This window comes from Nocardia sp. NPDC051787, from assembly GCF_040681325.1.
In the GTDB taxonomy this organism is placed as follows: domain Bacteria; phylum Actinomycetota; class Actinomycetes; order Mycobacteriales; family Mycobacteriaceae; genus Nocardia.
Genome location: NZ_JBFAYO010000026.1, coordinates 68,383 through 82,276, shown reverse-complemented (window position 1 = coordinate 82,276; position 13,894 = coordinate 68,383). Strand labels below are relative to the sequence as shown.

Annotated in this window: 15 protein-coding genes; all 15 read right to left on the bottom strand. The window is 68.0% G+C overall.

Going from position 1 to position 13,894, the window contains the following annotated elements:
- Positions 1 to 27 precede the first annotated feature (27 nt).
- Positions 28 to 387 carry an Lsr2 family protein gene (locus AB0M45_RS24965; protein WP_040773246.1) on the bottom strand — a complete coding sequence of 120 codons (360 nt, stop codon included), beginning with the start codon at positions 385 to 387 and terminating at the stop codon, positions 28 to 30.
- 116 nt (positions 388 to 503) lie between these two features.
- On the bottom strand, positions 504 to 2,003 hold the full coding sequence (gene lysS / locus AB0M45_RS24960; RefSeq protein WP_364333866.1) for a lysine--tRNA ligase: 1,500 nt from the start codon (positions 2,001 to 2,003) through the stop codon (positions 504 to 506).
- A 261-nt stretch (positions 2,004 to 2,264) separates the two neighbouring features.
- Positions 2,265 to 2,687 carry a rhodanese-like domain-containing protein gene (locus AB0M45_RS24955; protein ID WP_364333863.1) on the bottom strand — a complete coding sequence of 141 codons (423 nt, stop codon included), beginning with the start codon at positions 2,685 to 2,687 and terminating at the stop codon, positions 2,265 to 2,267.
- 8 nt (positions 2,688 to 2,695) lie between these two features.
- Positions 2,696 to 3,304, bottom strand: a complete 609-nt coding sequence (locus tag AB0M45_RS24950; protein WP_364333756.1) for a cysteine dioxygenase — start codon at positions 3,302 to 3,304, stop codon at positions 2,696 to 2,698.
- A 181-nt stretch (positions 3,305 to 3,485) separates the two neighbouring features.
- The gene (locus AB0M45_RS24945; protein ID WP_364333753.1) at positions 3,486 to 4,283 is read right to left on the bottom strand and encodes a type III pantothenate kinase; all 798 of its coding nucleotides are present in this window, start codon (positions 4,281 to 4,283) and stop codon (positions 3,486 to 3,488) included.
- A gap of 17 nt (positions 4,284 to 4,300) precedes the next feature.
- On the bottom strand, positions 4,301 to 4,720 hold the full coding sequence (gene panD / locus AB0M45_RS24940) for an aspartate 1-decarboxylase (RefSeq protein WP_364333751.1): 420 nt from the start codon (positions 4,718 to 4,720) through the stop codon (positions 4,301 to 4,303).
- A gap of 13 nt (positions 4,721 to 4,733) precedes the next feature.
- A complete protein-coding gene (panC, locus tag AB0M45_RS24935; RefSeq protein ID WP_364333748.1) occupies positions 4,734 to 5,714 on the bottom strand; it encodes a pantoate--beta-alanine ligase in 981 nt (326 codons plus the stop codon).
- On the bottom strand, positions 5,714 to 6,643 hold the full coding sequence (locus AB0M45_RS24930) for a DUF2520 domain-containing protein (RefSeq protein WP_364333745.1): 930 nt from the start codon (positions 6,641 to 6,643) through the stop codon (positions 5,714 to 5,716). Before AB0M45_RS24930 ends, panC begins: the two co-directional genes overlap by 1 nt.
- Before the next feature lie 156 nt (positions 6,644 to 6,799).
- The gene (locus AB0M45_RS24925) at positions 6,800 to 7,723 is read right to left on the bottom strand and encodes a DUF6779 domain-containing protein (protein WP_364333742.1); all 924 of its coding nucleotides are present in this window, start codon (positions 7,721 to 7,723) and stop codon (positions 6,800 to 6,802) included.
- A gap of 70 nt (positions 7,724 to 7,793) precedes the next feature.
- The gene (locus AB0M45_RS24920) at positions 7,794 to 8,264 is read right to left on the bottom strand and encodes a DUF3180 domain-containing protein (RefSeq protein ID WP_364333860.1); all 471 of its coding nucleotides are present in this window, start codon (positions 8,262 to 8,264) and stop codon (positions 7,794 to 7,796) included.
- Between the two features lie 2 nt (positions 8,265 to 8,266).
- A complete protein-coding gene (gene folK, locus AB0M45_RS24915) occupies positions 8,267 to 8,803 on the bottom strand; it encodes a 2-amino-4-hydroxy-6-hydroxymethyldihydropteridine diphosphokinase (RefSeq protein ID WP_364333739.1) in 537 nt (178 codons plus the stop codon).
- A gap of 130 nt (positions 8,804 to 8,933) precedes the next feature.
- Entirely contained in the window at positions 8,934 to 9,371 is a 438-nt protein-coding gene (folB, locus tag AB0M45_RS24910) for a dihydroneopterin aldolase (protein ID WP_364333736.1), read from the bottom strand.
- Positions 9,368 to 10,225 carry a dihydropteroate synthase gene (gene folP, locus AB0M45_RS24905; protein ID WP_364333857.1) on the bottom strand — a complete coding sequence of 286 codons (858 nt, stop codon included), beginning with the start codon at positions 10,223 to 10,225 and terminating at the stop codon, positions 9,368 to 9,370. The genes folB and folP overlap by 4 nt, the downstream gene beginning before the upstream one ends.
- Positions 10,226 to 10,386: 161 nt before the next feature.
- On the bottom strand, positions 10,387 to 10,992 hold the full coding sequence (gene folE, locus AB0M45_RS24900; protein WP_364333854.1) for a GTP cyclohydrolase I FolE: 606 nt from the start codon (positions 10,990 to 10,992) through the stop codon (positions 10,387 to 10,389).
- A 240-nt stretch (positions 10,993 to 11,232) separates the two neighbouring features.
- Complete coding sequence (gene ftsH, locus AB0M45_RS24895; RefSeq protein ID WP_364333733.1) at positions 11,233 to 13,617, bottom strand: ATP-dependent zinc metalloprotease FtsH; 2,385 nt, start codon at positions 13,615 to 13,617, stop codon at positions 11,233 to 11,235.
- Positions 13,618 to 13,894 lie beyond the last annotated feature (277 nt).

Sequence of the window (13,894 nt, the reverse complement as noted above, 5' to 3'; positions counted from 1 at the left end):
TTCGCCGGGACGGCGGCCGAAATAGAACTATCCCTTCGCGGCCTTGTTGTACGCGTCGGTGATGTCGGCCGAGATTCGACCCCGCGCGGACACCTTGTGTCCATTCCGACGCGCCCACTCGCGAATTGCGGCGCTTTGTTCCCGGTCGATGGAGACCCGGCTCTTGGGCGTACCCGCCGCCGTCGCGGCGGCCTTGACCCGGCGCCGACCGCTGACCCGGCGCGCATTCGAAACCCACTCTTCCAAACCGTCGCGCAGCTTCGCCGCATTTGCCGACGACAGATCGATCTCGTACGACACACCGTCGATCGCAAACTCGATGGTCTCGTCTGCGATGGACTCACCGTCGACATCGTCGATCAGGCTAACGGTGACCTTCTTTGCCATGAGATGAACGTCCTCTCGAAATCGTGCGACCCGCATACTAGGCCGATTACCCGAGGCAAGAATACCTCGAATTCCGGAAATTCCAAGACGGAGTCGCTGCTTTGCAATCTGAGTGGTCACCTGGTGACCGGACGCACAATTGGGAACAGTATCGTTTCTCGGATTCCCAATCCGGTCAGCGCCATCAACAACCGATCGATTCCCATACCCGTTCCGGTGGTCGGCGGCATGCCGTGCTCCATCGCGGCGAGGAAGTCCTCGTCCAGCGCCATCGCCTCGTCGTCACCCTGCGCGGCCAGCCGAGCCTGGTCGACGAACCGCTCGCGCTGGATCACCGGGTCGACCAACTCCGAATAGCCGGTGGCCAACTCGAAGCCGCGCACATAGAGATCCCACTTCTCCGTCACGCCCGCTCGGCTGCGATGCTGCCTGGTCAGCGGGGATGTCTCAACGGGGAAGTCGCGCACGAAAGTCGGTGCGTACAGCTTGTCGCCATACTGGTGTTCCCATAGTTCCTCGACGAGTTTCCCGTGGCCATAGCCCTTGTCCTCGGGAATTTCCAGACCGACCCGATCCGCGAGTGCCCGTAATTCAGCAACGGACGTTTCCGGCGTGACCGACACACCCAGCGCGTCCGACAGCGACGGGTACATCTCGACGGTCGCCCACTCGCCGCGCAGATCGTATTCGGTGCCGTCGGCCAGGGTGACCACCTGCGTGCCGAACACCGCTTGGGCCACTTCCTGCACCAATTCCCGGGTCATCCGCGCCGAGTCGTCATAGGTGCCATATGCCTGGTATGTCTCCAGCATCGCGAACTCGGGGGAATGCGTGGAGTCCGCACCTTCGTTCCGGAAGTTCCGGTTGATCTCGAAGACCCGCTCCAAGCCGCCGACCACGCAGCGCTTCAGGAACAGTTCGGGCGCGATGCGCAGGTAGAGGTCCATATCGAGGGCATTCGAATGGGTGACGAACGGCCGGGCCGCCGCGCCGCCGTGCAGCGTCTGCAGCATCGGCGTCTCCACCTCGAGGAATCCCCGGCGCTCGAGCGCGTCGCGCAGCGCCCGCACCACGGCGATGCGGGTACGCGCCATTTCCCTGGCTTCAGGACGCACGATCAAGTCGACATAACGCTGCCGGACCCGGGACTCCTCGTTCATCTCCTTGTGCGCGACCGGCAGCGGGCGCAGCGCCTTGGCCGCCATGAACCAGGAATCGGCCATGACGCTCAGTTCTCCGGTCCGCGAGGCGATGACCTCCCCCTGCACGAAGACGAAGTCACCGAGGTCGACGTCGGCCTTCCACGCGGCCAGCGAGTCCACGCCCACCCCGTTGAGGCTGATCATCGCCTGCAGCTTGGTGCCGTCGCCTTCCTGCAGCGTCGCGAAACACAACTTGCCGGTATTACGCATGAATATGACGCGTCCGGCGACACCGACCTGCTGGCCGGTGGCCGTGTCGGCAGACAGGTCGGGATATGCGGCCCGAATTTCGGCGAGGGTATGCGTACGCGGAACGACGACCGGATAGGCCTCGCCACCGGCCGCGAGCAGCCGCTCCCGCTTCTCCCGGCGAATCCGTATCTGCTCCGGGGCGTCGTCGGCGTCGGGCGCCACGGCAGGCCGCGAATCCGATGTCGATGCGCTGGAGGATGCAGAGTTCGGGGTGCTCACATCGAACAACCCTAGCGTGCACCGGAAATCGTTTTGCGGGCCGCCCGGGCTCCGGCCGGTAGTAACGAAACGGTATCGGCCCGGCGCCCCACCCGGGCTGCTCCGCGGGCCCTCAGGGAACTCGAAAATCGCCGGCGCGCACCATGAGGTGCCCGCAAACACCTGTGCGCCCGGCTAATTCGAGATGGAAGTGATCGCGGGAAATTACAGCGAGGCGAGCGCGTCGAGCTCGCGGGCGAAGTGCGGCGTCCGCACCGCGACGTTCAGCAGGCCCGCCGCCTTCAGTGCCTGGTAGCCGCCGACCAGGTCGGTCGCCCGGTGCAGTCCCAGTTGTTGCAGCGCGGCGGCCGCCAGGCTGGAGGTATAGCCCTCGGAGCAGACGACGATCCACTCCATGTCGTGGTCGGCGGCCAAGGCCAGCCGGGCGGAACTGGAGGGATCCAGCCGCCATTCCAGCACATTGCGTTCGATCACCAAGGCGCCGGGTAAGGTGCCCTCGCGCCCGCGCTGCGCCTGGGGCCGGATATCCACCAGAATGGCGCCCCGCTCGATCGCTTCCGGCAATTCGAAGGCGTAGATCCGGTTCAGCTGGGCCCGCGCGTTCTCGAGCATCTGATCGACGGTCAAACGGGTCATTACATATCACCTTCGGGCTGGTCGGTGAGGACGGTTCGGGTGCGCCGCAGGGTGCCGTGGCCGGTCACCTCGTAATACGACATGGCGGTAAGCGGTGGGGAATAAGCGTGCACGCTCAGCGTGGGATCGAGCGGGCCCGCGGATGCGGCGGCGCCCGGCACGGCGTCGGGCGCGCGCATCACGTCGTGCACCCAACCGATCGGGAACGACGCCTGATCACCCGCCGTGAGCATGCGGCAGCGCAGTTCCGTTCCATTCCAACGGAATTCCGACAGCGCGCCGCTGAGCACGGTCAGCGCGCCGAGCGATCCGGCGTGGTCGTGCAACTCGGTGGACTTGTCCGGCGTCCAGCTGATCAGCCAGACGTCCACCTCGTCGTCGGCGAGCAATCTGGTCGCCCAGCGCTCGTCGATCGGCCACTCGCCGTTCGCGGGAAGCAGATGGTCGTAGCGCCCGGCCAGCACGTCTTCGGCACCTTCGTCGGTCAGCCGCAGCAGATCGGCCGGGCGCAGCCGCGTCGGCAGCGCGGGCGCCACCGAACGATCCAGCGGCGGGGTGGCCGACAACGCGGTACGCGCGGACGAAACGGAAAGTACGGAAGAACGCATGAGCGAATCTCCAGGAGGAAGGTATCGGTCGAGGGCGGGTATGCAGCCTCGATCGGTCGAGGCAGGTCAGCCTCGACAACACTCCTGGGTGCTCACGCTAAAAAACACGAATGCGAGTTTAACAGCACGGTGTGCGGTGTCGGCAAGTGCCGGTCCTGCGACGAAGCCAACACCGCGCATATCAGACACTTCCCTTGCGCCGCTGGTTGCGTTCGTATACATGCCGCAGGCCGTTCAGCGTGAGATGCGGGTCATGGTCCTCGATGGTCTCGGATTCCGGGACGATCAACGGCGCGGTCGCGCCGGTAGCCACCACCGCCACGTCGTCGCCGGCGAAGGCGTCGAACTCGTCGCGAATCCGATCGATCAGTCCGTCCACCAGGCCTGCGAATCCGAATACCGCGCCGGACTGCATGCATTCCATACTGTTCTTCCCCAGCACCGACCGTGGCCGGGTCAACTCGGCCCGCCGCAGCGCGCTGCGTTCCACCAGCGCCTCCGTGGAGATCTCCACGCCGGGCGCGATGATCCCGCCGAGGAACTCCCCCTTCTTCGACACCAGATCCACGCAGATCGCCGTGCCGAAATCGACGACGATCGCGGCCGAGGAATACCGCTGGTAGGCGGCCAGGCAATTGACGATGCGGTCCGCGCCGACTTCTTTCGGATTGTCGACCAACAGCGGAATACCCGTCCGCACACCGGGTTCCACCAGCACGTGCGGAACGTGACCCCAGTACTGACTCAGCATTCCGCGGAGTTCCCGCAGCACCGGCGGCACGGTCGACAGCGCGGAGACGCCGATCACCTCGTCCAGTTGCGCGCCGACCAGCCCGCGCACCTGCATGGCGAATTCGTCGGCGGTCAGCAGCGGATTGGTGTGCATTCGCCAGTGCCGCACCAGTTTCGAATGCGCCCCGGTCCCCGAGAACAGACCGAGTTCGATACTGGTGTTGCGGACATCGATGGTCAGCAGCATGTCCCGGTCGCCGGCTCTCAGACGAACGACAGCGAGCGCGGCGAGGTCAGTCCCGAGCCCTCCGGCGCGTGCGCCGGGTCCGAGCCCAGCTCGACCGGGCGGTTGCGCTCGTCGACGAACACGACCTTGGGGTCGTACTCCGCGACTTCCTGCTCGTTCAGCTGACCGTAGGCGATCAGGATGACCAGGTCACCGGGGTGCACCAAGTGGGCGGCGGCGCCGTTGATCCCGATCACGCCCGAACCCCGCTCACCGGCGATGACATAGGTCTCCAGCCGGGCGCCGTTGTCGATGTCCACGATGCAGACCTGCTCGCCTTCCAGCAGGTCGGCGGCGTCGAGCAGGGCCTGATCCACCGTGACCGAGCCGACGTAGTGCAGGTCGGCGTGCGTCACGGTGGCGCGGTGGATCTTCGACTTCATCATGGTGCGCAGCATTGCGTCGCCCTTTCTAGTTCGCGGGAGGGAGCAGGGCGGGATCTGACACCGCCGGGGCAGGCTGGGAGTAATCCGCGGCGGGCCGCGAACCGGAGACGGCGGGGTGCCCATCAATCGGAGCGCCGAGGGTGATGGCGATGTTGTCGATGAGCCGGGTTGCACCGACCTTGGCCGCGATCAGCAACCTGGCGTTGCCGGTGGCCGGGGCCGGACCAAGGTTGGCCGAACGCAGTTCCAAGTAGTCGAGGTCGACGCCGGCCGCGGCGGCGAGCACCTGGCGAGCGGCGGCCAATACGGCCTCGCCGCCGAGACCGGCCGCGTGCTTGCCCGCCGACAGTGCGGCGGACAACGCGAGCGCCGATTCGCGCTGCACCGGATCGAGATAGCGATTGCGCGAGGACAGGGCCAGGCCGTCGGCCTCCCGAACGGTGACCACCGGGGTGATCTTCACGTCGAAATTCAGGTCGCGAACCATCTGCCGGATCAGCGTGAGCTGCTGGTAGTCCTTCTCACCGAAGAACGCCTCGGTGGGGCGCGCGATCTGCAGCAATTTGGCGACCACGGTGAGCATGCCCGCGAAATGGGTCGGCCGACTGGCCCCCTCGAGCTCGGCGCCGAGCGGGCCCGGGTGCACGGTGGTGCGCGGACCGTCCGGGTACATATCGGACGCGCTCGGCGCGAACACCAGCTCGACGCCCTCCGCACCCAGCAGTTCGACGTCGGCGTCCAGCGTGCGGGGGTAGGTGTCCAGGTCCTCGTTCGCGCCGAACTGCAAGGGGTTGACGAAGATCGAGACGATGACCACCTGATTGGTCCGCTTGGCCAGCCGCACGATCTCCAGATGGCCCTCGTGCAGGGCGCCCATGGTCGGCACCAACGCGACCGTGCGGCCGACGCCGCGCAAGGCGCCGGACACCGCGCTGAGCGCCGCGGGATCGTGGTGCACGGTCAGCTCGCCGGGCCGGTAGGCACCGCGCAACTTCGGATCGAACATCAGCGTCCTTCCAGCAGCTCGATAACGGCGGGGGCGGAACCCGCCCGTTCCGCGGTGCGCAGCGACAACGCGCGATACCCCTCGGCCAGTCGCGGATCGACCGCGGTCAGCGCGGCCAGATGGGCGGCGACCGCTTCCGCGTCGCCGCGGGCCACCGGGCCCGTCAGCGCGGACTGGCCGCGGCGCAAGGCATTGTCCAGCGCGGCCGAGGCCAGCGGGGCGAGCAGACGCTCGGCCAGCCCGCCCGGCTGGTCGTCGACCACCTGCTGGCCGAGCAGGCCGGGACCCTCCAACGCGACGCGCAGCGCGGCCAGCGCGTCGACGATCACCGTGACCAGGTGATTGCTGCCGTGCGCGAGCGCCGCGTGGTACAGCGGCCGGTTCTCTTCCGGCACTCGCACCGGCTCGCCGCCCATCTCGATCACCAGCGACTGCGCTATGGCGTAGCCGACCTCGTCGGCGGCGGTGATGCCGAAACAAGCGTTGCCGAGCCTGGTCACGTCTTCGTCGTGGCCGGTGAAGGTCATGGCGGGGTGGATGGCCAGCGGAAGGGCGCCGAACTCGGCCAGCGGGGCCAGCACACCGATTCCGTTCGCGCCGGAGGTGTGCACCACGATGGTGCTCGGCCGGACGACACCGGCCCCGGCCAGGCCACGCACCAGACCGGCCAGCTCGGTGTCGGGCACGGCGAGCAGCAGCAGCTCGCTGCGCGCGGCCACCTCTTCGATCGGCAGGATCTCCGAGTCGGGCAGCCGGGTACGGGCACGGCGAACCGAGGCGTCGGAGATCGCGCAGACGCCGAACACCACATGTCCGGCGCGCTCGAGGGCGGCGCCCAATGCAGAACCCACGCGTCCCGCCGAGACGATTCCCACCGTCAGGCGTGCGGGCGCGGGGTCGTAGCCCGAAGTAGCGCTATCGGAATTCACGCTTCTCGAGGTCAACGTTGTCCTCTCGATGTCGTTCCAGTCCCGCCATGCGGGTACCGGACGGTACGTCACGAGAATATCGGCACGCGGTTCGCCGATGCCACGGGGTGACCGCGTGATTTAGACCGCACTACCCGGCTGGTACAGCGGCGGCGTTCAGTGCCCTTCGCGCTGCTCGGACTGCAAGTTCGCCATGATCTCCGCGACGGACAGGCGGCGCGACGGCGTCTGTCCGTCGTCCTCGGCCCTGCGCCGCCTACGCGTGCTCGGCGTGCCGACGCTCGGCCCCGAAACGGGCTCGGGGCGGGGTTCGGGCCGCACGGCGGGCTGCGTCGGAGGTTCGTCGCGCGGTTCGTCGACCGTCTCGGTGAAGGCGTCGGCCCAACCGCGCGCCTCGGCGTACCGGGTCTGCTCGTCGTCGTCCTCGTCGAAGGAGACGATCGCGGTCTCCGCGGTGACCGGCTCGTCGAAGGGGCTGGCGAAGACCGGTGGCTCGGGGTGATCGGGCTCGAAGATCGGCGTCATACTGCTATGCGGTTGCTGGTCGGCGAAGACCGACCACATTCCGGCATTCGCGGAGCTATTGTTCGCCGATTCCGCGCTCGAGCTGGTCAGCTCCTGAATCCGCGTTGCGTCGGCACGTAGCGCGGGCCGATCCATCGGCAGATCCCCGTCGAACAGCCGCTGCAAGCTCTGGCGCAGCACGGTGAGCTCGGCGCGCAGCGCCGCTAGTTCGGCCGCGTCGGCGCCGACTTCCTCACGCACGCGCGCCTCGACGCCGAGTTCGTACTCGCGGCGCGCGGTGACCTCGCGCTCCAGCTGCAATTCGTAGACCGTCTGCAGATCGCGGACCTTCGCCTTGTCGATCGTGGCCTCTTTGCGGTACCTCGTCGCGGCCAGCGCGCCGATCGCGGCGGCCCACAGCGCTGCGACCAGACCTACCCGTACGAACTGCACATTGTTACTGAAGACCAGGAAAACGCTGGCAACCAGACCCAACAGGATCAGGACGCCGGTGAACAGTTTTCCCGCGTCGTCCCGTCGTCGACGGGAAGTGCTGCTACGGGAGGGTGAAGCCATGGCAGCCAGGGTAGCTAAAACATGGTCCGCCGCCCAGATTCCGGTTTCGTGAACGCACTCGTGAAACTAGCTATGTAGTTGCCGCATCGTCGGTGGGGTCCTCGGGGGCGCGGCAGCAGTACTCCAACCAGAGCGCCGCAGCAACCAAAGCCACCCCCGCCAGCATCCCGACGATCGCGCCTGGGCTGTCGGCCGCCGCGGCGCGCAACGTCCCGCGTTGCGGGAAGACCCAGCACAGGAAACCGAGCCAGATGCCGGCGGCGATCGAACCCACCTGCACCGACGCCTTGGCCAGCGCTACGGCGCGGGCCGCGGTGATCGGATGCAGCTGGTGGCGGCCATCGCCGACCTGATGGTCGTTGACCCTGGACCGGATCACGAAAGCGAGCACAGCCTCGATGGCGGCCACCGGATAGAGCGAGGCGCCCGCGAAGATCGAGATCGGCGGGAAATTATCGTAGGCCACCCTGGTGGCGATCCACGCGACGAGCGCGGCGATGAGCACGTTCGCCACCAGGTCGAGAACGCGGGTCGGCTTCAGTTTCACGACGCCGTGCCCGTCAGCGAGAACGCGGTGCGGCGCACCCCGGCGCGCTCGGCCGGATCGAGCCGCTCCAGCAGCTCCGCGACGGCGTACGGCGTGCCGTCGACCTCGAGCACCGCGTCGGGCACGACGTCCAGCCACGGCACCAGCACGAAGGCACGGCGGTGCGCCTGCGGGTGCGGCAGGATCAGATCCGGGTCGGTGCTGCGACAAGCCACGGGCTCGCCGTTGCGCAGTTCGGCGCACCACACCACGTCCACGTCGAGCGTGCGCGGCCCCCAGCGCGCGTCGCGGACCCGCCCCGCGGCCTGCTCCAGCTCTTGGCCACGGCGCAACCAGTCCGCGCAGTCGAATGCCGGATCCGCCACCAGCACAGCGGCATTGAGGTAGTCCTCCTGGGCGACACCGCCCCATGGCGCGGTCGAATACACCGCGGACACGGCCAGCACCCGGTCGCCGAACCCGTCCAGCACGCTCCGCAGATGCGTGAGCCGGTCACCCAGATTCGAGCCGATGGACAGCACCGCACGAGTCATCGGCACGCCTCCGCGGCGCTCGGCTCGGTCCGCGGAAGGACCGCGCCCGGATTGCGCTCACTCATGCTGTGCCCACTGTCCGCATGAGCAGGGCCCTGCGTGGTCACGCTGCGCTGCCGCCGCCAGGCCATCATGCGGGGTGCTCCCCTCGGCGGCGTGAGGTGACCACCCGGACGTCGGCGAAGGTGTGTGGGATCGGTGCGGATGGCTTGTGCAGCACCACCTCGACCGAGCTGATCCGCGGATCGGTCATCACGTCGTCGGCGATCTCCGACACCACCGACTCGATGAGATTGCGCGGCGGGCCCTGGATGATCCGCACCGCGCGCTCGGCCAGCGCACCGTAGTCCACCGTGGCCGCCAAGTCGTCGGACGCCGCGGCGACCGCGAAATCCACCCACACCGTCAGATCGACCAGGAACTCCTGGCCATCGCGGCGTTCATGATCGAACACCCCGTGATGCCCGTAGGCGCGCAAGCCGCGCAACTCGATCCGGTCGGCGCCACGGCGGACCGGCGCGTTCGGCGACACGGCACCGGCTTCGGCGTGGACCGGGGACTGGCTCATCGGTGAGCTCCTCGCGCACTCGGGCGGACGGTGTCGTGCTCTGCGGCGCGCTGCCGTGCGGCATTCTGCCACGCGTCGACGACAGCCATGGCATCCAGTGAGGCGCGCACGTCGTGCACGCGCACACCCCACGCGCCGTGCAGCGCGGCAAGCGCCGAGATGGTCGCGGTGGCTGTCTCTCTGCCGTCCGGTGGACGCGGTCCGGCGTCGTCGGCGAGCAGCGCGCCGAGGAAACGCTTGCGTGAGGCCCCGATCAGGATCGGCAGTCCGTGCCCGACCAGTTCGGGCAGCGCACCGAGCAGGGCCCAGTTGTGTTCGGCGTTCTTCGCGAAACCCAGACCCGGGTCGAGGATCAACCGGGAGGGATCGACTCCGGCGGCGACGGCCACGCCCACCTGCGCGCTCAATTCGGCCAGCACCTCGGCGACCACGTCGTCGTAGTGGTCGGCGGGACCGGTGTGCCGGTAGTCGGCCCCTGCCCGCCAGTGCATGAGAATCCACGGGACCCCGGCGGACGCGACCACCCGCACCATGCCGGGATCGGCGCGGCCACCGGAGACATCGTTCACCACCGAGACCCCGGCTTCGATCGCCGCCTCGGCTACCGCGGCGCGCATGGTGTCCGCACTGGTCGGCACGCCCGCCGCGACCAGTCCACGGATGACGGGCGCAACCCGAGCCGCCTCGGTCGTCGCGTCGATACGGACCGCGCCCGGCCTGGTGGACTCGCCGCCGACATCGATGATGTCCGCGCCAGCGGCATACAGCCGGATGCCGTGGGCGATGGCCAGTTCGGGATCGAGATACTTGCCGCCATCGGAAAACGAATCGCTAGTGACGTTCACCACGCCCATCACCACGCAGGACCGCCCACCGCGCGCCCTGATACCTCCGGGCCCGAGCATCTGAGCGTCCGTGACCGTGCGCCCGTCCTCGGCGCTCCTCGCGGTGTCTTCCCTCGTCGCTCCAGTCGCTGCGCTTTCGTCGCTCCTCAGTCCAGACACCGCCGGCCCGCTCACTTACGCAGAATGAGATCGAGCGCCTCGGCGCGCGAGGCAGCGTTGGACTGCAGCAGTCCGCGCACCGCGGACGTGGTGGTGCTCGCGCCCGGCTTGCGAATGCCGCGCATCGCCATGCACAGGTGCTCGGCCTCGACCACCACGATGGCGCCGCGCGGGTCCAGCTTGCGCATCACCGCGTCGGCGATCTGGCTGGTCAGGCGCTCCTGCACCTGGGGGCGCTTGGCGTACAGGTCGACCAGCCTGGCCAGTTTCGACAAACCGGTGACCCGTCCGTGCGGGCCGGGGATGTAGCCGACGTGAGCGACGCCGTGGAACGACACCAGATGGTGCTCACACGTGGAGTACATCGGGATGTCGCGGACCAGGACAAGTTCCTGGTGTCCCTCGTCGAACGTGGTGTTGAGCACCGAATCCGGCTCCACGTAGAGCCCGGCGAACGTCTCCCGGTACGCGCGCGCGACCCGGGCGGGCGTCTCCCGCAGACCGGGCCGGTCCGGATCCTCGCCGACGGCGAGCAACAATTCCCGCACCGCGGCTTCGGCACGGGCCTGGTCGAACGACTTGCCGGTTTCCAGTGCCACCAGGCCGGGCTCGGTGATGCCGAGGTCGACACCGTCGTGTTCAGCAGTATTCGACTCGGCTAGGACGTAGCCACCGCCATGATTGTTGGCCGACAATCGAGGACACCTCCAAAATCTCGGGATGCCGGCAATCACTCGGCACCCCCGATGATCGAGCCTAATCGTCACCGGCCGCGGCGCGAGCGACAGGTCCGCTGCGCCGCCGATCAGCCCCTGCGGCGCGACCGACAGACCCGGGGACCGAAGGCCGCCCTGGTTTCAGTGTCGCCCGTTCGGTCCATCCCAATCGCCGTTCTCGCTCTCGCCGACCGGGTTGGCACGACGGGGCTCGTCATAGCCACCACGGTCGCCGTATCCGTCACCGCCATAGCCGTCGTCGGGCCCACCCCATGGCTGGTAGCCCTGCCGCGGCTGCTGAGGATCGCCCCATCCGCCGGGCTGGCCCTGCTGCTGCGGCTCGTCCCGCGGCGGCCAACCGGGAGCCGACCAGCCCGCCGGAGCGCCGTAGTCCGGCCGCGAGCCGTGCGTCCCCTGGCGCGGGTAGCCGGGAGCGGGCGTCTGCGGAAGCGGGTAGCCGGGCGCGGTGGGGCGGCCGTACTGCGGCGGCGCACCGTACCCACCATCGTGCGGCGGGTAACCGTTGGCGCCCTGCGGCTCGCGCTGCGCGGACGCGGCTACCGGCTTCACCAAGGGCTCCGGCGGCCACGCCTCGCCGCGCTCGGCGGCCAGTTCGCCCGGGGTCTTCACCGGCGGCTTGTCCGACGGCACGCGATCGCCGAAATCGTTGAACGCGGTGATCCGCGGCCGCTTCTGGACCGAGGCGAGGATCTGCTCGAGATCCTTGCGGTGCAAGGTCTCCCGCTCCAGCAGCGCGGTGGCCAGATCGTCGAGCACGTCGCGGTACTCGTTGAGGATGGCCCAGGCCTCGGTGTGCGCGGCCTCGATCAGGTTGCGCACCTCCTCGTCGATCGCGCCGGCCACCTCGTGTGAGTATTCCGAACCCATGCCCATCGAGCGGCCAAGGAACGGATCGCCCTGTTCCTGGCCGTACCGGACCGCGCCCAGCCGGGCGCTCATGCCGTACTCGGTGACCATCGCGCGAGCGATCTTGGTGGCCTGGTCGATGTCGGAGGACGCGCCGGTGGTCGGCTCGTGGAACACCAGTTCCTCGGCCGCGCGACCGCCCATCGCCATGACCAGGCGGGCGATCATCTCCGAGCGGGTCATCAGGCCCTTGTCGTCCTCGGGCACCGTCATGGCGTGACCACCGGTGCGGCCGCGGGCGAGGATGGTGACCTTGTACACCGGTTCGATGTCCGGCATCGCCCACGCGGCGAGCGTATGACCGCCCTCGTGGTAGGCGGTGATCTTCTTCTCATGCTCGCTGATGATCCGGCTCTTGCGGCGCGGGCCGCCGATCACGCGGTCGACCGATTCCTCCAGCGAATCGCCGGTGATCATCGCGCCGTTCTCGCGGGCGGTGAGCAGCGCGGCCTCGTTGATCACATTGGCCAGGTCCGCGCCGGACATGCCGACGGTGCGTTTGGCGAGGCCGTCCAGGTCGGCATCCGGCGAGATCGGCTTGCCCTGCGAGTGCACCCGCAGGATGGCGCGGCGACCGGCGAGATCGGGGTTGCCGACCGGGATCTGCCGGTCGAAACGGCCGGGACGCAGCAGCGCGGGGTCGAGGATGTCGGGACGGTTGGTCGCCGCGATCAGGATGATGCCGGTGCGGTCACCGAAGCCGTCCATCTCGACCAGCAGCTGGTTCAGGGTCTGCTCGCGCTCGTCGTGACCACCGCCGAGGCCTGCGCCGCGCTGGCGGCCGACCGCGTCGATCTCGTCGACGAAGATGATGCAGGGGCTGTTCTGCTTGGCCTGCTCGAACAGGTCGCGTACTCGGGAGGCGCCGACACCGACGAACATCTCCACGAAGTCCGAACCGGAGATGGTGAAGAACGGCACACCCGCCTCGCCCGCGACCGCGCGGGCCAGCAGGGTCTTGCCGGTGCCGGGCGGGCCGTAGAGCAGCACACCCTTGGGGATCTTGGCGCCGAGGGCCTGGTAGCGGACCGGGTTCTGCAGGAAGTCCTTGATCTCGTAGAGCTCTTCGACCGCCTCGTCGGCACCGGCCACGTCGGCGAACGTGGTCTTGGGCATGTCCTTGGACAGCTGCTTGGCCTTCGATTTGCCGAAGCCCATCATGCCGCCGCGCCCGCCGCCCTGCATGCGGGCCATCACGAAGATGAACAGGCCGAGCAGGATCACCATCGGCAACACGAACAGCAGGATCTGGGTGAACCAGCTCTCCTGCTTGACCACGGTGTTGTAGTGAGCGCCGGAGTTCTTGACGGCGTCGAAGATCTGCGCGGAGGTCTCGCTGCCGCCCGGATACTTCGCGATGATCTTTGCCTGACCACCGGTGGCGTCGTTGCCGTTCTTCAATTCGATCCGCAGCTGCTGCTCGCGGTCATCGATCTGAACGTTCTGAACGTTGCTCTTGTCTTCGAGCTGGCTCAGGGCAACCGATGTATCGACGCTCTTCCAGCCCCGCGTGTCGTTGCCGAAGTAGCTGAACGCATAGATCACGAGCAGGATGCCCGAGACTATGGCCAGGGTGCGAAACACAGTCTTGCGGTTCATAGAGCGTCGGCCGGGGCGGCCAGTCCTTTCCGGTGTCTCCGGTTCTTGCCTAGCGATGCGTCTGGCGCGTCCGGTTCCGCGGGGGTTCGGATGCGGACATGCCACGTTACCGCGTACGGTCTACTCGATACATCGCGCAGTTCGGCTGCAGGTGCAGCTAAAGAGGTAAACGGCCGGAGACCGACGGTGGTTCCCGATGTCTCCGGTTCGGCTTCCTCCAAGTGGCAACAATCATGGCATGTTCGGCCTATCGTGAGCGACGACACAACACGCGGCG